The following is a 25,776-nucleotide window of genomic DNA, read 5'->3' as shown; positions in this document are numbered from 1 at the left end:
ATTGCTATAGGAAGCAATCATTACTGAGAAGAGGGTTAGCTAGGGTGGCGTATTCATCTTTGTGGTGACAGCTTTTATGGAGTTAAGAAGTGATATTTGGCGTCATTTTAACATACATAAAGTGGATTAATAAAAACATCGCCCTTTTGGCGAGCATTTAACTCCTTTAGCTATAAATTTCAGATCACCTCCCTCGATAATTTTAGATACAGGGGCTAGAACAGCAGGGTGCGAGAGCCTTTGGGAAAGATTGCTAATTAAGGCACAAATTTACATTAAGGGTGCGCTAGATCCAGAAATTCAGAGAATTATTTTATTAGATGGCCTAACTGGACCAAAGAGAAGGAAAAAAGAAAGAGGTAGATCCAGAACTCGCTGCTATTCTGATTAATGGTTCTGCTATGAACGCTGCCCTAGTGACTCCCTTCAGTACGATGCTATCTGAATTTAAAGTTTAGAATTTGATTGAACATATCTAACTAAACGAGCCCTCTTCTAAAGAGCGCTCGACGTTCTGATAAGACCATCTGCTTATATACATTGTTGAGAATAGCTTCATACCTCAATGTAATGAAAAGCATAATCCTTCACATAAATGAGAGCACAACTTCACTTATTATTCGACGATTTTTAATCTTTTCACCAAAGGAAGGGTGTATTTTTCGAAGTTATCAGCCATTTTATACAATTCATCGATGTTATCTTTTTCTGCTTGAAGTGTATTTCCATCTTTGAGTAATAACTGGTTATTTTTCTTAAGCGCTTGCCACGCATAATCTACCCAGTCTGCCTGTTTGTTTTTACCTTGAATATAAGCATGCAAGAAAATAAGCGGGAATCTTCCAAATGTTAAAGCAGTCCCTGTTAGTGGGCTAGCCAGCGCTGTCAATTCAGGACTCACAAGACTTTGCTGCATAATATATGCATTAAGCTTCTTACACTGTTCTTGGACCTCTTTTATCACATTATCATCTTGGACAAGAACAATTGCCCCTTGACTGTGTAAGATAGCCAAAGACTCGAATAACCAACTTTGTTTAAAATCATCAGGCAATTTTTTTTGCAAATCAGCTACTTGATGTATCTTATAATCATTTAAGAGACCGACAACTTGCTTATAAATGTCTTTGTTTAGAGAGACATTACCAACTGCACTGTTCAGCTCGTATTGAATGTCTTGTTCACTAGTAATCAACATAAAACGCAATTGGTACCACGTCATTTCTAACTTAGCACTGGAGATTTTTCGTGCTCCTTTTACCCAGTAATCGCGGCGAAACTGTTTGTTATGCATATAATCTTTGATACTTTGTTCAAACATGGGATCATCGACACTTTTGAGAAACTCGCTTTGTTCATTGGTATAGCTGCAAGGGCTATAATCTTCTAAAAAGCTGGCTGAACAAGCAAAACTGGTCTTGGTGGGTGATAACCAATCTGCCATTTCAGAAAAGTACATAGGTTGCCAATCACGGTTAAAGTATTCGTGAGCCAAATAATTAGGGTTTTGCTTACTAATGTTTTCTAAGCGTTGTGGAATAGAGGGGACTTGTTGTACTAAAGGCTGACTAAGCTCAAGAAGCTCTTGCGTAAACTTGATAGAATCTTCGACACGTCTGCTAATACTTTTACCACGGCTACCATGCATATGGTCATGCTCTGTTAGCATATGGCGTATAGGAGAAGCTGCAGCCCAACCTGGTAAAGTATTGTAGCTAATATATAGTACCCCACCAACTTTTAGTTTACGGCGAATAAAGTCGGCAATAATGCCACGGTTTTCGTTAGACACCCAAGACCAGATACCATGTAAACCGATAAAGTCAAAATCCGGTAGGTCATCACGATTACAAAAGTCACTGAAAGACTGATCATAGATATGGGTGTTACTGCCTGAAGTATCAGATAATTCTTTAGCAAAGCTTGCTTGTGAAGGATTAAAATCAGTGCCATACCATTGGACATCCGATGCAGCGGAATGTGTATTGATTGATACTCCTTGACCAAAGCCAAGTTCACATGCCGTATTGAATTTTGGTACTTCAAGTCCTGACATCAAGAAAGGGATTTTGACATTATTAGGGCTAAGTTCTGGATAATAGCCGTAAGTATAATCGATATCGCTAATGTAACCCTCTGACCAATTTGCCATGTTTATATCCTTATATATGATTAATTTAAATACACGCTACTCAAAATATCTTAATGTGTTTATTGCAAACTCATCCGACCTAATAATGTTAATAAAGCTACCGAAATTAGTTTGTTCCTTTAGAATAATACCCTTTTTGCTATTAATTGGCTAAAGTGGTTTTAACAGTTTTCCACATTTTTTTATTTTCACTGTTATACAACTACCTGATTATAAAGAATGCTATTGAATCTTATTGAAATGTTACCACCTCCCTAATTGCAAAACACCCTTTACAAATTTCGTTTCTATATTAGAATCACACGAGACATTGAATAGTGTCTCCATATACCCCATCGCTAGGAAACTGACATGATTGTCCGGCAAACGCCCAATGCCCTTAAGATATTTTTCACTCTACGTGGATCAATCATTCCAAAAATTTATCCGCAAATTTTGCTGATTACTATTCTTAGTACGCTCATCACGATTATTCAGCACTGGATGCCTGACTCGTTTCCTTATTATGGTATGGCAACGTTTACCTTGCTCGGGATTGCCTTATCGTTGTTTCTTGGGTTTCGAAACAATGCCAGTTACCAGCGTTGGTGGGAAGCTCGCGGACTATGGGGTCAGCTAGTATATGACTCTCGTAGCTTAACGCGCCAAGTACTGTCCTTTATAGATGATGGCAATGCGACTGCCATAGATGATGGCGAGGATAGCAATGAGACTGCACGCGATACTCAGCGAACGATGGTATATCTGACCATTGCGTTTGCCCATGCTGTGCGCCACCGATTGCGTGGTACGCCACCTTGGGCGGATATCGAGCCTTTTGTCGCGGCGATACATCATGACCGTATGCGCCAAGCAAAAAACGTACCTGATTATATAATGCGCCTGATGGGTAAGCAGCTTGGAGATATTCGACGTCAAGGAATGGTATCGGAGCAAGTCATACAAAACATGGACGAGCGCCTGACCTCTATGACAATTGTACTGGCAGCTTGCGAGCGCATACATAACACACCACTGCCCTTTGCTTATATGCTACTGGTACATCGCACCACCTATCTATACTGCATTATGTTGCCCTTTGGTCTAGTAGCTTCACTTGGTTGGGCGACCCCGTTGATTTGTGCAGTGATTGCTTATACCTTTTTTTGGTTTGGATGCGCTTAGTGAAGAGTTAGAAGAACCTTTTGGCTTGGCGGCTAATCAGTTACCTTTGACTGCCTTATCACGCACCATCGAGATTAATCTAAGAGAAGCATTGGGAGAGACGGATATTCCGCCTGATATCACTCCTATCAATGGTTATTTGCAATAGCTTCTATTAACAGTTTTAATAAAAGCCACTTAGCTTACTTCAAGATGGAACGGACTAAATACAGACTTCACTTGAATAATCGTCCATAGACCACTATAAACAGTGCATATATTCTCTGCCTAATATAGCCATTCCACTATAAAAGTATGACAGCGTTAACCTCGCTTGAAGTATCACTGTTACATCTACACTCGGTTGCCTTGTACTACTTTTAAACTGAATCGACTATAGCTTGACTGATTTAAATGCCACTTACGACCATACTGAGCCTGTCTCAGTTTCTGGCGTTATGCTTTTGGCATGATTTGAGCAGATGTCTAACTAACTAAATGTCTATAGCAAGCAGCGATTTTCGAATGACTTAATGTTAGTTAGTTACTTACTACTAATGACTGATTAACTTTTTCCTATTTACCTATATAAGCGAGGCTCATATCATGAGTGATGATTCAAAAGATAACAATGATAACGTCGACAACAACGCAAATAACCCAACCAGCAATCAGCCATCAGTTAAAGTCACTGACCTGACGCCAAATAAGGGCGCATTGGTAGGCAAAAAGACTGATATTCAAAACCCAGAGCTTTGGGAGTTCCCGATGAACTACCCACTGAGCATCATCGGTCATGAAGGCGAGCGTGAGAGTTTGCTTAATGAAGTGAAGCTAATTTTGGGTAGCCAATTCCCTGATTTTGATTTGGCGTCTATCGAAGTTAAGCCGTCTAAAACAGGTCGTTTTCACTCAGCACGGGTCAATTTATACCTAACCGCTGCTGAGCAAGTGAATGCGCTTTATGCCTCACTGGATAATGCAAAAACGGTTCGTATTGTTTTATAAGTGGCCTAAAAAAAACTTTCACGCCTTTTTAGTCCAAATCGTCACTCGCTGGTAATAAGTTATGGGTGGCGATTTTTTGTGGTTTGATGTACAATCTGCGCCCGCATTATTGCCGCCATGATTCGCATTATCAGTCGACAATAACCGAGAGAATGAAAAGTAAATCTCACGATATTTTTACAAAAATTTTATTATTGACCTCATTTGCGCCTAACCCTTATCCCATCGTCCTTTGCCAAAATTTGGACTGCCTACAACCTTGTAGCAACATAGTTTTATCCTAAAATCAATATAGTATTTTCAAAATTTTCCCGCTATATTGTGCCTACCAATTAACAAACACGCTATATGTAGTACTCAGTGATTTTAACCGTCACTATGAGTAGTGGTAGCTTTTTGTCCAAAAAAAACCAGCTAGCACAACCCAGCATAATAGCGTTATAAAGAATGTCTGCCGCCCACTCGGCGCGCAGCATCACTATAAGCAATCAAAATAGAGGCCAACATGACACATATTGATAAAATCCAAGTAACCAAGCGTGATGGACGTTTAGAGCCTATTAATTTAGACAAAATTCATAAGGTAATAGCGTGGGCGGCGGATGGATTGGACAACGTCTCTGTGTCGCAAGTTGAGCTAAAGTCGCACATTCAGTTTTATGAAGGTATCAAGACTCGTGACATTCACGAAACCATCATCAAGTCTGCCGCCGACCTAATCTCTGAAACCACGCCTGACTATCAATATCTGGCTGCGCGTTTGGCTATCTTCCATCTACGTAAGATTGCTTATAACAAATTCACCCCGCCGCACCTATATGACCATGTCAAAACTTTGACTGATGCTGGCAAATACGATCAGCACATCCTAGCGGACTACAGCCGTGCTGAATTTGATGAGTTAGAAGAGTATCTTGATCACTGGCGCGATATGAATCTTGCTTATGCTGCTGTTGAGCAAATGGCTGGTAAATATCTAGTACAAGATCGCGTGAGCAAGACTGTCTATGAGAGCCCGCAGTTCTTGTACATGCTGGTTGGTATGTGTCTGTTTAGCCAATACGACAAGTCAGATCGTCTTGATTTCGTCAAACGTTTCTATGATGCGACTTCAGAATTCAAAATCTCACTACCGACGCCGATCATGTCAGGTGTGCGTACGCCATCGCGCCAGTTTAGCTCGTGCGTATTGATCGAATGTGGTGATAGCCTAGACTCTATCAACGCGACCACCAGCGCCATCGTACGCTATGTGTCACAGCGTGCTGGTATCGGCATTAACGCAGGTCGTATCCGCGCCCTTGGTAGCCCTATCCGTGGCGGTGAAGCACAGCATACTGGCTGTATCCCGTTCTACAAATTATTCCAGACTGCTGTTAAATGCTGCTCACAAGGTGGCGTCCGTGGCGGTGCTGCGACTCTTTTCTACCCACTATGGCATTTAGAAGTTGAGTCATTACTGGTACTGAAAAACAACCGCGGCGTCGAAGACAACCGTGTCCGTCATATGGATTACGGCGTACAGTTAAACAAAACGATGTACACGCGCCTAATCAAAGGCCAAGATATCTCGCTATTCTCACCAGGTGACACGCCAGGCCTATATGATGCATTCTTTGAAGATCAAGACAAATTCGAAGAGCTATACACCAAGTACGAAAATGATCCTAACGTGCGTAGCCGTCAAATCCCAGCAGCAGATTTGTTCAGTCTAATGATGCAAGAGCGCGCCAGCACAGGTCGTATCTATATCCAAAACGTCGATCATTGCAACACCCATAGCCCATTTGACGCGACGGTTGCCCGATTCGCCAGTCAAACCTATGTATGGAAATTGCACTACCGACCAAACCACTGGATAACATCAATGACGAAGAAGGCGAAATCGCGCTTTGTACGCTATCAGCGGTCAACTTGGGTAAAGTCGAAAACGTCAGTGACATCGAAGAGCCAGCTGAGCTAATCGTCCGTGCGCTTGATGCCCTGCTCGACTATCAAGACTATCCGGTAAAAGCCGCTCAAAACGGCAGCATGCGTCGTCGCACGCTTGGTGTGGGCGTGATTAACTATGCTTATTACTTAGCCAAGAATGGCGCACGCTACTCTGACGACAGCGCGCTTGGTCTGACCCATCAGACGTTTGAAGCATTACAGTTCTATCTCTTGAAAGCGTCAAACAAATTAGCAAAAGAGCAAGGCGCGTGCCTGCGTTCAATGAGACCACGTACTCACAAGGTATCTTGCCAATTGACACGTACAAAGCCGACTTGGACAAAATCTGCCAAGAGCCGCTACATCTAGACTGGGAAACGCTACGTGGCGAGATCACTGAGCACGGTCTACGCAACTCTACCCTAACCGCCTTGATGCCTTCTGAGACCTCAAGTCAGATCGCCAACGCGACCAACGGTATCGAGCCACCACGTGGTCTGGTCTCTATCAAAGCGTCAAAAGACGGCATCTTGAAGCAAGTCGTGCCTGAGATTGATAAGCTAAAAGATCAGTACGAGCTACTATGGCAAATGCCAAACAATGACGGTTACCTAAAGCTGGTCGCTATCATGCAGAAGTTCGTCGATCAAAGTATCTCTGCCAATACCAACTACGATCCTGTTCGTTATGCAGGTGGCCGTGTACCGATGAAGATATTGCTAAAAGACTTGCTAAACGCTTATAAAATGGGTGTGAAGACGTTGTATTACCACAACACTCGTGATGGCGCGAACGATGCCCAAGCGGATATGGAAGATGATTGTGCTGGCGGTGCTTGTAAGATTTAAGTTTGCAAGAGAAGCTCTTTAAATAGAATTTCTGATGGATGGCGGGTTTGGCTTTTTTTGTTGGGCTCGCTATTCGTTTAAAACTATAAAAGCAAACTAGGGCTCGTCATGAAGATTTTATTTATTTTAGGTAATGGCTTTGATATTAATCTTGGGTTAAAAACTAGGTATCAGGACTTTTACGATGTTTATAGCAAAAATCATAGTGATCATGATTTAGTTATGAAACTTAAAAATCATATTAGTGAAAATACAGAAGGATACTGGTCAGACTTAGAACTAGCATTAGGTGAATATACTAAAGAATTTAAAGGTATTGAAGATTTTGATGCGGTAATGGAAGATATTATCTTGTCCTTATCTAAGTATCTGAAAGATATACAATCTAACTTCAACAAATCCAACATCAAAAGTGAGAAATTTTTTCGCGATTTGGACTCTCCTGAAAACTATTTGACTCTTGAACACAAGAAACAAATAATCGAATTTAAAGGTAAATTTCAAAATAGCTCTTGGACTACAAGTATTGTCTCATTTAACTATACAAATATTGTTGAACAAATTTTAGAAGATACTAAAGGCTCCGATATAGGAAGTCATCAACTTTCAAACCAAAAACTAAGACATATTTTAAATAAACGTATACAACATATCCACGGGTACGTAGATAACAAAATGATTTTAGGAGTGAATGATCTAACTCAAGTCGCTAATAGTGAACTGCATGAAAATTTAGATATTCAAGAATCAATTGTGAAATCAAAATGTAATGAAGCAAATGGTGATGACTCTATTCTCAATTTTAAAAATAAAATTGAGAAGGCAGATTTAATCTGCGCTTTTGGATTATCTTTTGGAGATTCTGATAAAATTTGGTGGGAAAAAAATTGGTGAAAGGTTAGAAAGCAGTAATAGTCATATGATTATTTTTGATAGAAATAAACATATAGACAATACACTATCTTATAAGAATAACCGGCTTAGAAGAAATATTAGAAATCATTTTCTAAATCAAACAAAATTACCTGAAAGTGTAAAAAAAATACTATAAGTAGTAGAATTTACGTTGGTGTAAATACAGATATGTTCCAAAAAAATTGTACCTAAGCCTGAAGATATTGAAGTGGCTAAAAAAAATTTGGTAATGCGAAAATTGGCTTAGTGTTGTAGATTACGCCCAAACAGAAAAGTTACTAAGGAAAAAGAACGATGCCCTAACACGGTCGTTTAGCCCCGACTGTAGCGGTATCCTGCTGACGACGATGGCGATGCGGTCTGTGACTGAGCGTAGTATCGAGACAACAGGAATGCGGTCAGACACGATAGACTGCACGCCAGCGGCAAAGCAAATACAAGCGGTAGGCGGGATTGGCTACTGTTATAATGAAAACATACAGACAGAATAAAACGACGGAGGTCATGTGCAATATACGGCAATCATCAAAGACGGTGGTTTGTTTATCCCAAACATATTTTCAGACCTAAACGATGGTGACTCGCATATCGTACAAGTCGAGGTTGATATTGCAGCGGTGCGTCAGCAGTTAGTTGTGAATGAAGCACCAAAGACAACGGTCACCAAAAAAAGCGCGGCAAAAGCAGCCAAAAAGCCAGCATCAAGAGCGGCTAAAAAAAGACTCAAAAGTAGTAGAAGAGTCGGATGTAAGTACCCTGCGCAAAAGCGCGCTTGATGAATTAGAAGCGCTCGATGATAGTGAGCTGAGCGAGATATTCAAAGCCTATATGAACGATGGGCAAGAGTCGTCACAGATATCACTAGAGAACCTCTAAGCTAAAACGCTATAATCCAAAAACGTGTCATAGTATCAGATCAAAACCAGTCAAACCCCTATAAATTAATAACCGTATCAATTATAAAGGCAGTCCCATGACTTACTCGATTTTTTCTCAAACGCCAAACAATGCGCTAAAAGAGCCGATGTTCTTTGGTCAGCCCGTCAACGTGGCGCGCTATGACCAACAAAAACATCCTATCTTTGAGCAATTGATTGAAAAGCAGCTATCGTTCTTTTGGCGTCCAGAAGAAGTCGATGTATCACGCGATCGTATCGACTTTAGCAATCTGTCCTCGCATGAGCAGCACATATTTTTGAGCAACCTCAAATACCAGACCCTACTCGACTCTATCCAAGGTCGTAGTCCAAACGTGGTGCTACTGCCGCTGGTGTCTATCCCTGAGCTTGAGACGTGGATCGAGACATGGTCGTTCTCTGAGACTATTCACTCACGCAGCTATACGCATATCATTCGTAATATCGTCAATGACCCAAATATTATCTTTGATGACATTATGCAAAACGAGCATATCTTAGGCCGTGCCTCTGATATCGCTCAGTACTATGATGAGCTGTACCGCAACTCACAGCTATATAGCTTGTACGGTCCAGGTACGCACAATATCAATGGTGAGCAAGTGACCGTTGATTTGAGATCACTGAAAAAGCAGATGTACCTATGCATCATGGCGGTCAACGTCCTAGAAGCCATTCGTTTCTATGTATCGTTTGCTTGCTCGTTTGCGTTTGCTGAGCGTAATTGATGGAAGGTAATGCCAAAATCATCAAGCTCATCGCACGTGATGAAGCGCTGCATCTGACGGGTACACAGCACATGCTAAACCTCATGCGCAACGGTCGTGACGATCCTGAGATGGTCGAGATTGCCGCAGAGTGCTATGAAGAAAGCATTGAGATTTTCCGCAAGGCTGCTGAGCAAGAAAAAGAATGGGCAGGTTATCTGTTCAAAGATGGCTCGATGATTGGTCTAAACAAAGACATTCTGTGCCAATATATCGAATACATCACTAACTTGCGTATGGAAACCGTCGGCTTGCCAGCGGCGTTCCCGAACTCAAAGTCAAACCCAATCCCGTGGATCAACACGTGGTTGTCCTCTGACAATGTGCAGGTAGCACCGCAAGAGACTGAGATTAGCTCGTACTTGGTTGGTCAGATTGACTCTGACTTGTCAGACAGTGATTTTGACGACTTTGAATTATAAGAGCTGAGTTGTAAAAGCTTTGAGATATAAAAATCTGAACTATAAGAGCTTTGAGCTAGAAAGACTTTGAATGATAAAGGCTTGAGCGGTAAAGATTTGAAGCTATAAAATTTCTGCCGCTATAATCGTCTTATGGGTTAATAGTAGGGATAGCAATAGCACAGACATATCCCAATAGGATTAACGATGACTTGGGTAATGACCAGTAAAAAGCAGTTCTATCTACACGATGACGAGAGTCTGCTAGATGGACTGCTACGCACCGGACACGAGGTAAACTATCAATGCCGCGAAGGCTACTGTGGTAGTTGCCGAGTCAAACGTATTGCTAGCTCGCATACGGTCGACTATCCATTTGACCCACTGGCGATGATTGAAGAAGATGAAATCCTGCCCTGCTGTTGCCGTGTGCAAGGCGTTATCTATATCAATCATGACCCTATTGAGAAGTTATAGCAACGTTATATATAGATAAAGATAGCCTTTAAAATTCAGAAAAACTAGCCCCAACAAAAAGCGCGCTCCTTTAAATAAGGAGCGCGCTTTTTTATGTTATTAGCTAAATAAAAGTGCTGACTCATATATACATTATGAGTCAGCACATAGTGGTAAGAATAACTACAACTTACTGCGACGCGGCATCTTGTTCAAACAGTTTCATCAGCTCTTCGCGCATACGATCACGCTCTGCCTTTGACATCATTGGCGTTTCTTCATCGCTTGAATGTTTGGCTGCTCCATTCCACCCATGCTCTCATTTTGCAGTAAGACAGGACGCTCAAGTGGCTCTTGTGCTGGACGTTCTTCTAGCGTGATTTTTACTTGGGCGTTTTTACCTTGACGCAATATCTGCGCATCCAGTTCAGTATTTGGTGGCTTACGGGCAACATACTGAATCAAGGTATTGGCATCTGTCATCTCGACATCGTCGATGGTTAGGACGATATCACCGACACGTAGACCACTTTTTGCCGCTGGACTGTTATCAATGACGTTTAGTACTTCTACGCCTGTTGATGTCTCTAACTGTGTTGGGTCACGTAACTGTGACTGAATCTCGATACCCAACCAGCCACGACTGACACGGCCGTCTTTGATCAAGGCATTCATCACTTGCTCAACCAGTGCCGTTGGAATCGCAAAGCCAATACCCATCGAGCCACCAGAGCGCGAGAATATGACGGTGTTGATACCGACTAGCTCGCCATGAGCATCGACCAGTGCGCCGCCTGAGTTACCGGGATTGATCGCCGCATCGGTCTGGATAAAGTCTTCAAACTTATTGACGCCCAGTCCAGTACGACCAGTCGCTGAGATAATCCCCTGCGTCACTGTCTGACCCACACCAAATGGATTACCAATCGCTAGCGCCAAATCACCCACACGAATCGGGTCTTCGCGGAAGCCGAGTGGTGTCAGCCCTGTCATATCAACCTTGATCACAGCTAAGTCACTGTCAGGATCTGTACCGATAATTCTGGCACGACTCTTACGACCATCATTAAACGCGACTGTGATTTCATCAGCTTTTTCGATCACGTGGGCATTGGTCACGATATAGCCATCTTCTGATACGATTACACCTGAGCCTAAATTGGTATTACCCTGCTCTTGTGATGGGCCACCATGATATTCAAAAAAATCGGCGCAGTACGGGATCATCCATATAAGGATGTTCGGTCATCGTTTGCGTCGTATAGATATTGACTACAGACTGCGACGCACGCGCCACTGCATTATGATAAGAAGAGATAGGCGCTGGCGTGTCCGACACTGGCTCTGCTGCTTGCTGCTCCGCAGGCGGGGTTCTCGGCGGCTCCCATGTGGCCTCTGACGTCGACTTCATACTCGTGAACAACCAGATAAACGCTGCCAACACTAGCAGCAATAAGACCCAAGGTAACCATTTTAATAAAGACGCCTTGTTATTGGTGTTCCGGGATGACGACATATAAAACCTCTATAAATTTATTGCAAACAGACAGTGAAAAACGATGTGAGATAATGGCGACCGCTTAGCTAGTGTTTACCCATTCATCAGATGGTCAAATGCTATACAGCTAGGCAGACTCACGTATATAAATTATAACCGCAATACCAGTAAATAGTAACGTATCGTGTACCATTTCAGTTATCCAGCTTGCCTGCTTGCTTACAACGGCATGTTAAAATAGCTTTTACGATGCTCGACACTTCAACATTTCGAGAATTGAACATAAAGCGAGAAATCCAAAACCAAACACTCTCAAACATGACAGGTAATACATAATTTTTGCTTAGTTAATCTACAGCACCTTACGACATACATTTTATTGATGACAGGAAAACATAATGACTGCAAATCATACGACAGCTGAATCCAATACTCAAAGCATTAGCGCTCAGGCATTGACACAGTTCTGTGACGACTACTTATCTACCAGCGCGTTTAAAGACTATGCGCCAAATGGTCTACAAATCGATGGTGGACGCCCGATTCAACGTATCGTCACTGGTGTCACGGCTTGTGAAGCCTTGATAGATGCTGCCATCGCTGACAATGCCGATGCGATTATGGTACATCATGGATACTTCTGGAAAGGCGAACCTGCTACGCTCACTGATGAAAGGTCGACGCGTGCGCAAGCTGATGCAACACGGTATTTCTATGATTGGCTATCATCTACCGCTTGATGCACACCCAATCTCTGGCAACAACGCAAAACTTGCTGACATGCTCGGCATGACGATTACTGGTGCGCTCTATCCTACCGAATCCCATCCTGTGGGCAATATCGCTACTTGCACACCGCAAAGTGCTGACGATCTCATTTCAACCATTACTCAAGCCTTAGGTCGCGCGCCATTACATATCTCAGCTGAGTATCATACAGACGCTTCTGCTCAGACAAATGGCAGGCTGATCGAACGTGTGGGTATATGTACAGGCGGTGCGCAAGACATGATTGAGCAAGCGGCTAGCATGGGCTGTGATGCGTTTATCTCTGGTGAGATATCTGAGCGTACCACACATAGCGCGCGCGAGCTTGGGATTGACTATTTTGCTTGTGGTCATCATGCAACGGAGCGTGGCGGTATTCAGGCGTTAGGAGAGATAGTCGCTCAAAAATTTGGTCTGCCAGTTACTTTAATCGATATCGAAAATCCAGCATAAACTAACCACTTAAAAAGCCATTTTAAACGGTTGTCATTGATAGAGAAAAACTTATAAAGGAAATGATAATTTAAAAGCCAAACTAGACTTGCTAATGCTATAGTCACACCATAAGCATAAAGTCTAGTTTGACTACTATTTAAACTTTGTTATTCTATTTTTGATTATTATGTACCAAATATCTGGAAAATTAACCGTTTATATCTTAATTGTTAAGTTTTATCGCTTTTTTTCTTAACTCCACTTGAATAATGCAATTAGTAACCGCATATTACTACTCGTAAGAAAGAACGTTTTGTCATGAAACTTCCCATTATTACAGCTTCCGGTTATGGCACTAAAATAATGCTGGTAGTTGTTTAAGACTTTATCATGCTATATCAGTGATGAGGTTTTAAACCGCTACCCATTGAAATACTATGTTTGCACTATATATGTTAGCGGCATGGTATTTTTTTATTTTTGGTGTCGCGATGACGTTATGACCTAGCCAGTTTGATAGACAGCTATAAACTATCAATTTTGGTTATTTTGCTTACCCTCATTGCTGGACAAACAACTTTAGTAGCCAGCTATCCTATTACTAGTAACTTAATATTAGTGATTCAAAGTATAGCCAGCCATCAAAGTTAGCATAGTTAAAACAGATGAATGTATTTGCCTCATTGGCAAAACCTTACATCAATGTTTCAAGCTATGTCTTTGTCTCAATAACTTAATCATGACCTTACCTATGTTTGATATATAGTTGTTTGGCCACTAGCCATATTTAGTTATCGATGAAGGAATCATCTGATTTATATCCTTCGCGTCGTTGTGCGTTCAGTATTTTAAACCAGTACTTATAAACACTGTTTAGAACGCTTTTATGACATATCGATAGCTGGCTGACGACAAACTATCCCACTAACTCTTAGAGAGAGTACGCTAGTGGCGCTATAGTCAAACAAGATAGAGCGGCATTTATCCTATTAAAAATGCCACTCTATTTAAGATACGATATCGATATATGTCAATATTATGCACATATATTTATACGTGTTTTTGCGGTAAGAAGGATGGCTAAAATCAGGAGACATCCATGCAGCGTATTACTTATCGTGTAAAAGTATCTGCGCAAGGGGCCAGACGCCGTATTTCTTATTTACTGCGTCCATCTAAACGCCTACTGAACACCAAAAGTAACATCGTTTCATCCGTTACCCCTATTGCGTCTAATCATTTTGCCAGAACCAAGAAGCTGGCACAAATCTCTAGTATCGCTCTACTCTCGTTGCCTGCTGAGAGCCTGACGACCATGAACACATCGGTACCAGCCTATGACAATGTCATGCTGGAGAACACCTTGACCATTGCTGCAGTACCAGGCGATAGCACTTATTTTGCTACCGATGGCTTCCAACATGGTTTTGGTTTTGATCTGGTGCGCACTTACGCTGACGAGCTCGGGGTCGATATCAATCTAAAAGCCTACGCCAGTGAAGAAGCCGCGCTAAAAGCACTAAGAACCGGCAACGCTGACATGGCATTGACTACGGCTAGCACCAAGCTGAAAAGCCAGCTAAATTTATCGTCTATCAATGTCAGCTGTGGTTATGATTCTAGTCTGACTAAGAACGGACTACACCCTAAGGTAAGTTGGACATTTAGCTCATCCAATGATCCACTATCAAGAAAGGCTAGTTACTTTTTGTGCGATAGTATTAAGCTACAAAACACACAAAAACTTGCTGCGTTCTACAATCAAAACTTGCTTAAAGATGCCTATAGTCAGGATCACTTCCAGAGAACGTTGACAGAAAAGTTACCGGACTATCAGTCTTCGTTTGAAGAGCAAGCACGTAATTACAATCACGATTGGGAACTGCTGGTCGCGATGGGTTATCAAGAGTCACACCTTGATGCCAATGCTGTGTCGCCGACTGGCGTACGCGGGTTAATGATGCTGACCAATAACACTGCAAAGCGATGGCGTCTCAGACCGTGTCGATCCTTACCAAAGCATTGGTGGCGGTGCACGCTATCTAGAGCAAGTGAAAGCAGATTTCTCTGATGTGCCAAAAACTGACCGTATCTGGTTTGCCCTTGCAGGTTATAACATGGGTCCCAATGCGGTAAAAAGAATCCAGCGCGAACTGCGAGCTCAAGGTATCGATGATAAGAGCTGGGCGAACGTCTATGCTTATTTAGCAGATAATAGAGCGTCGAATAGCCGCTATGGTCAAGCCATGCATTATGTCAGTAATATCCGAAGCTATCTTGAGACTATTAAAACTCAGACGGTCTAATTTGTAGCTATTACTAGACGGTTTGTAAGCTAACTTCTAACAGTAAGTCATTTTTATTGAATAAAAAAGCTGCTCTTATAAAGAGCAGCTTTTTTGTGCGATACGATTCATAGTTAATATTGATGACGCCTCGTTTACACGGCATTCATTAATATTTTATTCATTAACGATTTGGAACAGTTAGACGCTGACCACGCTGCAACATCGTATCAGCGGCGATATTATTCATATCAGCCAGCTCTTGTGTTGAGACACCATATTTACGTGCTAGACCAATCAAGCTATCACCCGAGCCAACCGTATAGCTTACCGTTGCTTTTGGTACTTTAAGCGTTTGGCCGCGCTGTAGCTGAGCATTGGTCGCTAGATCATTGGTCGCTGCCAAGTCCTCTACTGAGATGCCAAACTGACGTGCTAGAGCAATTAGGCCATCGCCAGATTTAACTTTGTAGCTTTCAGTGTTACCTAATTTCGTACCACTGCTTACTGAGCTACTACTGCTGCTAGCAGAGCTGCTGCTTTGGCTGCTACTAGATGCACTTGCCACACTGCCGCTAGCAGGGATGGTAATAGTACGGCCCAGTATCAGATTCGAATTGGTATTCAAGTTATTCGCTGATGCCAAATCACTTAAGCCAATATTGTAACGTTTAGCGACACCCGTTAATGTATCACCTGATTTTACTTTGTAGCTGACCGCTTTGTCATTCAACTGACGGTCGACCAACTCTTTAGTAGCAGGAACTTTAATCGTTTGACCACGTTGCAAGCGAGCCTTTGCATCGAAATTGCTGTTTACCGCCGCCAGTTCCGTTGCACTCACTCCGATGCTGTTCGCAATACCAATCAGCGTATCACCTGATTTTACTTTGTAATTGGTGGTCGCGACCGAGCTTGAGCTGTTACTACTGCTAGCACTTGTCGTGCTTGCAGCATCGAAATCAACACTGGCTGGCACTTTAAGTGTCTGACCAACATATAGCGAACTTGTGCTGTTGATACCGTTGAGACTGGCTAAAGTATCTGTCGACACATTGAATTGACGTGCCAATGCAATTAATCCGTCCCCTGCTTTTACTTTATAGTTTTTGGTCGCAGTGCTTGATTTACTCGGCTTGGTAGAAGGCGCTGCAGGTGTCGTCGCAGGTGTAGTCACTTTACCCGGTATGAGCCATAGTTTCTGACCTCTGAGCAGATCAGCACGGCTGCTCAGGTTGTTATAGCTGGCTAGCTGAGTGACCGATAAGCCAAAACGATTAGCCGTACCGATAAGCGTATCACCGCCTTGTACGACGTAACTGTCAGGCTGACTAGCGGCGGCGTTATTAGCAGTACTCAATGGCTCGATAGTCTTGGCATTATATAGATATAACGTACTGCCAGAGAGCAAATTGGCACTGGCATCTATCTGGTTCCATTCTGCGATATCACGCCAGCTAACCCCTGCTCGACTCGCAATGTTCGAGAGCGTATCGCCACGTTTGACCGTATAAGTGGTACGAGTGCCTTGAGGTTTTGGCTTACTTACCGAGGTTTTAGCAAAGCTAAGTTTCTTCTCTGCACCACTCGCTTCTAAGATAGACTGCTGTGTTTGTACGGCTGATAGATTAATGTTGCCATCAGCATTGATAACATTGGTCTCAGAGGTATTTCTCCGGATTTGATTGGCGATGAAATCACGCTCTTCTTTGCTAAGCGGTGGCTCTTGGACAATCGTATTGTTCTGAGTAATCTGAGCTGAGGTAGTCGGTAGACTGTTACTGCTCTTAAGCTCAGCATTGATTTTGTTAGTCTCTGCTGTGGTCAGTGGTGGCTCAGTACGAGCTGAAGAATTGCCACTGTATACCGAGCTGCTAGTTGGCGTCGCAGATGGTGAGATATAGCTGGTAGTCTGCTGAGGTACACTTGCGCTAGCGGCATAATCAGCCAATGCACTACCAGTAGACGGTAGTGATGAGGCAGTATAGGGTTTGTTATTATAGCTTGGCGTAGTCGCTGTCGTGCTTGAGCTACCTGCGTTGTTTGAGGCGAGTACATTGCCTGTACCGTTACCTCTGAGCCACTTAATTTGGCATCAGCATTGAGGCTGACGTCGTTAGGAATGATGACACGCTGTGGACCTGAAGAATCAACGCGGCCTGATGTCAGTGCAGTGTTTAGACGCTCTAGCTCATCATAGCTGACTCCAGTTAACTGCGATACTTCTGCCAAGCTCACACCATAGTTAACTGGTACACTACGGAAATGCTGACGGTTAGCGATAGCTGGTAGATACACACCATACTGCTCAGGCTTAGCGACGATTTCGGCTACAGCTAAGAAACGCGGCACATAGTTCATCGTTTCAGTCGGTAATTGAAGTGACCAGTAATCTGTTGGCAGTCCGCGCGCTGCGTTGGCATCAATTGCTTTTTGTACACGGCCAGGTCCAGCGTTATAAGCAGCCAATGCTAGCTCCCAACTACCAAACTGGTTGTGCAGTGCTGTCAAGAAGTCATAGGCAGCACGTGTCGATTCGATCACATCGCGACGACCATCATAAGTGCTGCTTTGGTTCAAGCCATAGATACGGCCTGTACTTGGAATAAACTGCCATAAGCCGCAGCTGCCGCACTACTCGTACCACTTGGATCGTAAGAGCTTTCGATAACTGGTAACAAGGCAAGCTCTGTTGGAATATTGCGACGCTCTGCCTCTCGTACCGTATGATAGATATAACGACTGGCACGTGCAGTTAGGCGATTGAGATAATCCTGTCTACTAGTAAACCAGCTTTTTTTGACCTTCAATGCGCTGATTATAGATTGGCTTACCACCATTCATGCGGTAGCCTGCGCGTAGACGATTCCACAAATCACCATATTGCTGAATAGCAAGCTGGTTACCTTCTACCATGGTCATGTCAGTAGCTTCTAACAAGTCAGCCAACTCATCCAAACTCTCTGCATCCAAAAACGCAGTTGAGTAGTCTGCACTACCTGTATTAGCCCCTTGACTGGCAGGACTTTTGGTAATGACAGATGAGCTATTGGTCGCACCTTTGTTTTTTTACCGCTGATGTATTGCTACACGCACTAATCAGTAAAGTGGATACCGCAAGCGTCAATGGCAACGCAATAAATGAGCGAGAGTGTGATAGCACAGTAGACATGATATTGGAGGTTTCCTAACGACAGAAATTAATAAGATAAAGTTGATAGATAGTATAGTATGCAATGTAAAGCAAAGACTAGCCTAATATAAAAGATAATAATAGACGCTCAAGTAGCCTATAAAACTAAGTAATGACTATTATTAGCCAACTAAGACTTTTTATAGATTGAAATCGCAGCTAGCTCAATCAGCTATTGCTCATATGGCCTATTGTATTTTGAATCTTGCTTGGTCAATAGCGACTTAATTAATAGCCACCTGAGACACGGCACGTAAGAGCACTGCATTACCAGTAGATAAAGTCAAGGTCACACGAGATGTGGTAACAAATGATACTTGCTGACCATTTTTTTACCCAGCTCTCATTGGTCGTCACGTTGGCTTTGGCTTGTGAACCAGTAATTACCACATTGTCTACCGAAATATCATAGCGATAATTAGACGTATCATTCCAGCTGTTTTGAAGCAACTTTAAGTACGCATCTTTATCTAAACTGGTAGACTTTCCCTTTCTAGATAAAGAAATAAGCGCGTCGTCCGATACTAGGCGCGATACCTGATTGATACTTTGGCTATTCGCTGATGCTTTCATTGCGGCGGCATAGTTCTGTACCAAATCTTCGGTCATAGTTGCCGCTTGTGCATTGATACTGATGGTGCTGGCTACTGCTACGATTGCAGTGATGCTGGCGCTTTTCACCAATAGAGCTAATAGCCTATTTCCCAATAATTTTTTTCATGATAATCCTTAGCGATATTTTTTTCGTTAGTGTCATATAGTGACGATTAACGCTCTTTTATCATTTATTTTGGCAGTGTGTCTGTATAGATATATCTATATAAGTATACTCATATCATATGCCGAGCCTATCATCGAATTCTCACAGCCATGTGACACCCTGTGTAATTATTGCGAATAAAAACACAGGCTATCAAATCAAATACTCTTAACATTTTATGCTGCAGATTCTAGCTCAAACGGTCAGATGCTTTGTAGCTCTAGCTTGATAGTCAGCCCATAATGAGCTGACCATTGTTAAACCACAATCTTTAGAACCGACAATACTTATGTTTAAGCTATCAACGCTAGAGTGTGGCTTCATGAAGGCATCATTGACTTCGTTAGGACTTAGGTTCGTTGTTACTGTCTTCATATTGCTCATCATCGCTGAGCTTCATACCCAAACGCTCTACCCGTCTGTCCATCATCTGACGTGCCAAGGCCTGCATGTCTTCGACGCGGTCTATCTCATCGACAATTTCAAGACCTAACAATGTCTCAAACACATCTTCTAACGTGACAAGCCCTTTAACTTCACCATATTCGCCGACTGTAATCGCAATATGAATACGATTTTTTAGCATCAACTCTAACAAATCAAACAGCTTCATTTTAGAGAAGACAAAAGTGATGTCTCGTTGAAATTGCGTCAACGGCTTATGCATAGCATGGTTAACTTTAGCCAACAGCATGTCCGTTTTTAGGACAAAGCCTGTAATGTTATCCAAATCACCATCATAGATTGGCAAGCGAGAAAATGTCAGCTTCGGACGATCAACCAATAGCTCAGCGACGGTTTTATTCTCTTCGAATGCAAGCATCACTGACCGCGGGGTCATGATGTCTTCGACTTTAATCGCGCCAAACGCGAGCAAGTTACGAATGATACGCGATTCAAGTGGATCAATTTGTCCCGACTCTTCACCGATACTAGCAAGAGCAGCAAACTCACGGCGGCTAAATGTTTGCGGCTCTTTACCGCGTACTAATAGTTTCGTCAGACGCTCTGAGAACCAGATTAATGGATACAAGAGCATGATGATGCCGCGAACGAAGTAAGCAACCAGACCACTTAGTTGACGCCAGTAAACTGTACCCAAAGTTTTTGGGATAATCTCAGACAAGAATAAGATAGCAAGCGTCATGAGGGCAGAAAACAGACCAAACCACGCACTACCAAAGACGATCGTAGCCTGTGCACCCGCACCGATAGAGCCAAGTGTATGGGCAACGGTATTTAACGTTAAAATAGCGGCTAGTGACTGGTCGATATTGTCCACTTTCAGGCTTTTAAGCATTTCTGCTTTTTTTGGGACTGGTTTCTTGTACATCCGCAATAAACGATGGCGTCATGCTCAGCAAAACAGACTCTGCTAATGAACAGACAAAAGAAACACCAATAGCGAGTAAGACAAAAAAATATCAACAGAGAAACGCTAAGCGCAGTTGGTGCTGCCGCCTCGCTAGATGTTGATACAGCACCAGCTGCCCACACTGCCTGCGGTAGCATAAGAATTGCTAATGCAGATAGTGCTGAAAAAGAAGTATAACCAAATCGAGAACTAGTAGTCATTCTCGGGGGAGGTTCTGCAGATGCGTCTTTACGATGAGCGCGCGGACGACATAAACGAGGTACAAACATAAAAGTGGTGAACAAGTTAGGTAACCTAAAAAGAGTAAAAGGAAGATAATGTCATGAGTAATTTATATCGATTTTCAGATTACTATTAATAAAGCAATAGAATGAATCTGTCTATTGTATAAATAGTTACTCAAAGCTGATTTAGCTGATTTAATCGCTATTTCAAAGCCATACTACGCTTTAAAAATCCGTAATATGGTTCAAGATATAGCATACTAAATACAGGCAATCATTGCCATTTGATAGTAGCATTGATGATACCATTTCACAATAAGTCACCATTTTTAAGTTTTTGTTTTTTGATGACTTTTATTACCCTACTATTAACGGTTGTATGACGACATCTTTACTAGCCAATTCATGACAGCTATTTAGCCTGAGGCTTTATATGGATTATCTGAATATAGTAAAATCATTGTTGTCCTATTCGTTGGCTGATAGTATGCCTTGCGCTAAGAAAAACACACTCAGCCTATGATTAACAGTTACCAAGTCTGGGATTTTTTTTGTTACTATGCGTCTAATTTTATTATTGTCTATGACTTACTGAGAGATATTATGAGCTTATTTATTCAAGCTGCCCATGCTGCACCAGAGACTGCAGGTGCTGCAGGTCTATTCGGTCAGATTTTACTGCCTGTTGCGTTTTTTGCGATTTTTTACTTCTTGGTCATTCGCCCGCAGTCTAAGCGCACCAAAGAGCACCGTGCCATGGTTAACGCATTAACCGTGGGTAGTGAAATTATTTTCGCTGGTGGTTTAATGGGTCGTATCAAAGCAATCGAAGGCGATTATGCCGTTGTGAGCCTAAACAACAATACTGACGTGAAAGTACAACGTGCTTCTGTTATTTCAGTATTGCCTGCTGGCACGATCGAAAGCGTCTAATGAGAATGTTCACTATTTTTTATTAGTGAAAATTTATTAGTGAACATTCAATAGTCGTCGCATTAACGAATGTAATGACTAAAAAATGACCGTATATGATTTACGGTCATTTTTCGCTATTAGCGCAGTAAGGTAAAATTGCTATATAAATTAGGCTTACTGTTTAGATGTCCTATCTTTATCCAATCTAGCCATATGATTTTTGGTGACCAGATAAACAGACATCTGTATTATTTGCTTTACTGTTTTATGCGTTACTATCATCGCGGATGATCGCAATGGTGCATGATGACGGCTGCTGAACATAGCACTCGACCGTTGCTATCGCTAACTTCCCATCTGCTAACTTGTGGCCTACGTCGCCAGTCGTTTATCAACTTAAAGAAGTGATTATGCAATATCCCGCTTGGAAATACTTACTAATTGCCGTCGTGCTACTCGTTGCCGGTCTATATGCTGCCCCCAACCTTTACCCTGACGAGCCTGCTGTGCAGATTACGAGCGCAGCAGCAGGAACTCAGCTATCTGAAGGCATCTTAACCGAGTCTCAAAGCTTACTCGAAGAGGCAGGTCTAGATAACCACGATGGTACGTTTGAGGGCAACAGCGCGCTGGTACGCTCAATAACCCAGTCGATCAGCTAAAAGCGCAAGAAGTGCTACGTCAAAACTTGGGCGAAGACTATGTCGTTGCCCTTAACCTAGCACAAACTACCCCGCAGTGGCTACGCGATATCGGTGCAAGACCGATGAAGCTTGGTCTCGATTTGCGTGGTGGTGTACGCTTTGTACTCGAAGTCGATATGGACAAAGCGCTTGAACAGCGTTTGACCAGCGCCAGTCGTGATATGCGACGTGAGCTACGTGCTGAGCGAGTAGCAATCAAAGGTATCAAAACCGAAGATCGCGGCGTGGTATTGCATTTTGCTGATACTGATACTCGTAACCGTGCCCAAAACGTATTACAAGGCTCAATGAGCAATACGTTTAACTTGCAGTCTTCTATTGATGATCAAGGTCCTGCATTGGTTTTATCGTATAACGATGCGACACTTGACGAAATCAATAGCTACGCGGTCAACCAGAACTTAACGACTTTACGTAACCGTATTGCTGAGTTGGGTGTTACCGAAGCTTTGGTACAGTCGCAAGGTGCTAGCCGTATCGTCGTTGAGCTACCTGGTGTACAAGATACTGCTGAAGCAAAACGTGTGCTTGGTCGTACTGCAAACCTTGAGTTCCGTATGGTGGCAGAAGACGCCGATACCTATACTGGCGGCATACCTCCAGCAGGTACAGAGGCATTCCCATTCGAAACACTTGATGGTCCTCCTGTATTGTTAGATCGTCAAGCGATTGTCACCGGGGACAAAGTAACCAACGCGCAAACTGGCTTGGATGAAAGCGGTCTACCTGAAGTAAGTATTACCTTGGACAGTGCTGGCGGTAAGCTTATGCAGAACGCCACTCGTACAGCGGTTGGTCAACAGATGGCTGTATTGTTCATAGAAAACAAACAAAGAATCACTTACGAAGAAGATCCAGCGACTGGTGAGACGACTGAAGTACGCACACCTTATGCTGAAACCAAAGTCATCAACCGCGCCAACATTCAAGCGGTATTGGGTTCATCATTCCGTATTACTGGTTTAGATAGTAGTGCTGAAGCAGCTGAGCTTGCGCTATTGCTACGCTCGGGCGCACTTGCTGCACCGATGTATTTCGTAGAAGAGCGCACTATTGGTCCATCACTCGGTCAAGAAAACATTGATAAAGGATTGTTCTCTACGCAAGTCGGCTATCTATTAGTCTTCGCGTTTATGATTATCTTCTATCGTCTGTTCGGTGTGATTGCCAACGTTGCGCTAGCCGTTAACGTTATTATTATCATTGCGATTATGTCAATTTTGGGTTCATCACTTACCCTACCGGGTATCGCAGGTATCGTTTTGACCATTGGTATGGCAGTTGATGCAACGTACTGATCTTTGAGCGGATACGAGAAGAGATTGCCAATGGTGTGCGGCCAAAATCAGCCATTGTGGCAGGTTTCGATCGCGCATTTAGCAGTATTTTTGATGCCAACATCACAACCTTATTGGTCGCGTTTATCCTATTTGCGATTGGTACTGGTCCGATTAAAGGCTTTGCGATTACGCTAGCTATTGGTATTGTCAGCTCGCTATTCACCGCTATTTTGGTGACACGTGCACTGGTACAAATTGCTTATGGTAAGCGTAAATCCATCAAAAGTCTGAGCATCGGTTAGGAGAATATTATGGCGATCGATAATAACAACCCTTTAGAACAGCAGAATAATCCTGATCGAAATGGCTCAAACGGTGACACGACCAATGCAAGTACGCGTCGCCGTAACAAACCGCGTCGTGATGGTAAAGGTAGCAATACTAAAACCAATAACCCTACTACCGCAAAGTCAGGTAAAAGCTCTAGTCGTCGCGGTGGTAAAGGTCAAAATGCCGAAGACAGTCAAGCACTGTCTACCGCTGTTGATTCTGACGTAATATCAGGTGACGCCGCTGATGATGCAGCAGCTGTCGCTGAAGGTGGCATCAAGGCAGTTGGCAACCAACGTATCATTCCATTTATGAAGATAGAAAAGCCGATGGCACTACTATCTTTATTTATGGTGATCGGTAGTATCATTGCTATCGCAGTAAACGGTCTGAACTTAGGACTCGACTTTACTGGTGGTGTCTCAGCAGACGTGCGTTATGAGCAGCCTGTTGAGCAAGTTGCTGTTGTACAAGCACTAGCAGACAATGGCTTTGATGATGCGGTTGTACAGTATCTAGGTACGCGTGAAGAGCTATTGGTACGTCTACCGCCTCAGTCTGATAACGTCGATGGACTAAGCGCAAATCTGACGCAAGCATTGGCACTACCTAGCAATACCGCTACGATTAGCAACGTGAATATCATCGGTAGCCAAGTTGGTAATGAGGTTTATCTAAACTCAGTCATGGCATTGGTGTTGGCACTGGTTTGTATGCTTGGCTATGTTGCCCTACGCTTCCAGTTCAAATTGTCTCTAGGTGCTGTACTGTCACTGTTCCATGATGCCGTCGTAACCATCGGTGTATTTGCACTATTCGGTTTCCCATTTGACTTAACAGTCTTGGCTGCGGTATTGGCATTGATTGGTTATTCATTGAACGATACCATCGTTGTCTATGACCGTATTCGTGAAAACTTCCGCCGTGTTCGCGGAATTACGCCAGAACAGACGATTGATTTGTCATTGACCGAAACGCTACGCCGTACGATTATGACCATTTCAACTGTTCTATTGGTCGTACTAGCCATGCTCTTCTTGGGCGGTGATGGATTATACTGGTTCTCAGTAGCTCTGTTTATTGGTTTGCTTGCGGGTACTTACTCATCGACTTATATTGCCAGCTCGATTCCGCTGCGCATGGGTCTGTCGCGTGATGACTTTATCGTAAAAGTAAAACCAGAGTTTGAAGAAGAAATCGTTACTTTCAATGATCCAAAAATGTTTGAGCAAGACAACGTTTAGTAAGGTATATTAGATGGATTGATACGTTGAACTAGCGTGTCATCACATTCTATATAATTACTAAGTGCACAGCTACAATGTTTAAATAAGAGCACCTGACTCATGAATAATGAGTCTAGGTGCTTTTGTCTTTATAGCTATTTTGTCTCTTATATTAAATGTACTGCCTTACGAACTTATTATCATTTAACGAATACATCTCTTTATCGTTCACGTATAAACGAGT

Annotated in this window: 11 protein-coding genes and 8 pseudogenes; 14 read left to right on the top strand and 5 right to left on the bottom strand. The window is 42.8% G+C overall.

Annotated features, from left to right (window positions below):
* Positions 1-616: 616 nt before the first annotated feature.
* On the bottom strand, positions 617-2,152 hold the full coding sequence (locus TT11_RS02045) for a class I SAM-dependent methyltransferase (protein ID WP_261868912.1): 1,536 nt from the start codon (positions 2,150-2,152) through the stop codon (positions 617-619).
* A 351-nt stretch (positions 2,153-2,503) separates the two neighbouring features.
* Here TT11_RS02045 and TT11_RS02040 point away from each other — a divergent pair, with 351 nt between their 5' ends.
* The 9 genes and pseudogenes from TT11_RS02040 (at position 2,504) to yfaE (ending at position 10,560) form a co-directional block, all read left to right on the top strand.
* Positions 2,504-3,316 (top strand): bestrophin family protein, encoded by an 813-nt coding sequence (locus tag TT11_RS02040; RefSeq protein ID WP_261868911.1) that lies wholly within the window; start codon positions 2,504-2,506, stop codon positions 3,314-3,316.
* Entirely contained in the window at positions 3,303-3,464 is a 162-nt protein-coding gene (locus TT11_RS02035; protein WP_261868910.1) for a bestrophin family ion channel, read from the top strand. The genes TT11_RS02040 and TT11_RS02035 overlap by 14 nt, the downstream gene beginning before the upstream one ends.
* A 548-nt stretch (positions 3,465-4,012) precedes the next feature.
* The gene (locus TT11_RS02030; protein ID WP_057762424.1) at positions 4,013-4,303 is read left to right on the top strand and encodes a YbeD family protein; all 291 of its coding nucleotides are present in this window, start codon (positions 4,013-4,015) and stop codon (positions 4,301-4,303) included.
* A 505-nt stretch (positions 4,304-4,808) separates the two neighbouring features.
* Positions 4,809-7,083: pseudogene (nrdA, locus tag TT11_RS02025) on the top strand (class 1a ribonucleoside-diphosphate reductase subunit alpha).
* Positions 7,084-7,191: 108 nt separating this feature from the next.
* Positions 7,192-7,977, top strand: a complete 786-nt coding sequence (locus TT11_RS02020) for a bacteriophage abortive infection AbiH family protein (protein WP_261868908.1) — start codon at positions 7,192-7,194, stop codon at positions 7,975-7,977.
* 374 nt (positions 7,978-8,351) lie between these two features.
* On the top strand, positions 8,352-8,489 hold the full coding sequence (locus TT11_RS02015; protein ID WP_261868907.1) for a hypothetical protein: 138 nt from the start codon (positions 8,352-8,354) through the stop codon (positions 8,487-8,489).
* 15 nt (positions 8,490-8,504) lie between these two features.
* Positions 8,505-8,774: a hypothetical protein gene (locus TT11_RS02010; protein ID WP_261868906.1), complete on the top strand. Its 270-nt coding sequence runs from the start codon at positions 8,505-8,507 to the stop codon at positions 8,772-8,774.
* 197 nt (positions 8,775-8,971) lie between these two features.
* Positions 8,972-10,104 (top strand): annotated as a pseudogene (gene nrdB, locus TT11_RS02005) (class Ia ribonucleoside-diphosphate reductase subunit beta).
* A gap of 186 nt (positions 10,105-10,290) precedes the next feature.
* Entirely contained in the window at positions 10,291-10,560 is a 270-nt protein-coding gene (yfaE, locus tag TT11_RS02000; protein ID WP_101205363.1) for a class I ribonucleotide reductase maintenance protein YfaE, read from the top strand.
* Positions 10,561-10,729: 169 nt separating this feature from the next.
* Here yfaE and TT11_RS01995 read toward each other — a convergent pair.
* Positions 10,730-12,055 (bottom strand): annotated as a pseudogene (locus TT11_RS01995) (S1C family serine protease).
* Between the two features lie 380 nt (positions 12,056-12,435).
* On the opposite strand from TT11_RS01995, the pseudogene TT11_RS01990 reads away from it, so the two are divergent.
* A pseudogene (locus TT11_RS01990) lies at positions 12,436-13,258 on the top strand (Nif3-like dinuclear metal center hexameric protein).
* Between the two features lie 1,081 nt (positions 13,259-14,339).
* A pseudogene (locus tag TT11_RS16845) lies at positions 14,340-15,546 on the top strand (transglycosylase SLT domain-containing protein).
* Positions 15,547-15,709: 163 nt separating this feature from the next.
* On the opposite strand, the pseudogene TT11_RS16585 reads toward TT11_RS16845, so the two are convergent.
* From TT11_RS16585 to TT11_RS01955, 3 genes and pseudogenes are all read right to left on the bottom strand, one after another.
* Positions 15,710-18,697 (bottom strand): annotated as a pseudogene (locus TT11_RS16585) (LysM peptidoglycan-binding domain-containing protein).
* Positions 18,698-18,985: 288 nt separating this feature from the next.
* Complete coding sequence (locus TT11_RS01960; RefSeq protein WP_261868902.1) at positions 18,986-19,399, bottom strand: hypothetical protein; 414 nt, start codon at positions 19,397-19,399, stop codon at positions 18,986-18,988.
* A 422-nt stretch (positions 19,400-19,821) separates the two neighbouring features.
* Positions 19,822-21,122 (bottom strand): annotated as a pseudogene (locus TT11_RS01955) (CNNM domain-containing protein).
* A gap of 558 nt (positions 21,123-21,680) precedes the next feature.
* On the opposite strand from TT11_RS01955, the gene yajC reads away from it, so the two are divergent.
* From yajC to secF, 3 genes and pseudogenes are all read left to right on the top strand, one after another.
* On the top strand, positions 21,681-22,010 hold the full coding sequence (gene yajC, locus TT11_RS01950) for a preprotein translocase subunit YajC (protein WP_057759529.1): 330 nt from the start codon (positions 21,681-21,683) through the stop codon (positions 22,008-22,010).
* Between the two features lie 392 nt (positions 22,011-22,402).
* Positions 22,403-24,278: pseudogene (gene secD, locus TT11_RS01945) on the top strand (protein translocase subunit SecD).
* Between the two features lie 9 nt (positions 24,279-24,287).
* A complete protein-coding gene (secF, locus tag TT11_RS01940) occupies positions 24,288-25,550 on the top strand; it encodes a protein translocase subunit SecF (RefSeq protein WP_102077945.1) in 1,263 nt (420 codons plus the stop codon).
* Positions 25,551-25,776 lie beyond the last annotated feature (226 nt).

This window comes from Psychrobacter sp. JCM 18901 (genome assembly GCF_000586435.1).
In the GTDB taxonomy this organism is placed as follows: Bacteria; Pseudomonadota; Gammaproteobacteria; order Pseudomonadales; family Moraxellaceae; genus Psychrobacter.
The sequence above is the reverse complement of the archived record's forward strand: the minus strand, read 5'-3'. Positions and strand labels throughout refer to the sequence as shown.

Bases quoted from the DNA above. Each gene is read 5' to 3' on its own strand.
- TT11_RS02045 (WP_261868912.1), bottom strand. From the start codon at position 2,152: ATGGCAAATTGGTCAGAGGGTTACATTAGCGATATCGATTATACTTAC.
- TT11_RS02040 (WP_261868911.1), top strand. From the start codon at position 2,504: ATGATTGTCCGGCAAACGCCCAATGCCCTTAAGATATTTTTCACTCTA.
- TT11_RS02020 (WP_261868908.1), top strand. From the start codon at position 7,192: ATGAAGATTTTATTTATTTTAGGTAATGGCTTTGATATTAATCTTGGG.
- TT11_RS02015 (WP_261868907.1), top strand. From the start codon at position 8,352: ATGCGGTCTGTGACTGAGCGTAGTATCGAGACAACAGGAATGCGGTCA.
- yfaE (WP_101205363.1), top strand. From the start codon at position 10,291: ATGACTTGGGTAATGACCAGTAAAAAGCAGTTCTATCTACACGATGAC.
- yajC (WP_057759529.1), top strand. From the start codon at position 21,681: ATGAGCTTATTTATTCAAGCTGCCCATGCTGCACCAGAGACTGCAGGT.
- secF (WP_102077945.1), top strand. From the start codon at position 24,288: ATGGCGATCGATAATAACAACCCTTTAGAACAGCAGAATAATCCTGAT.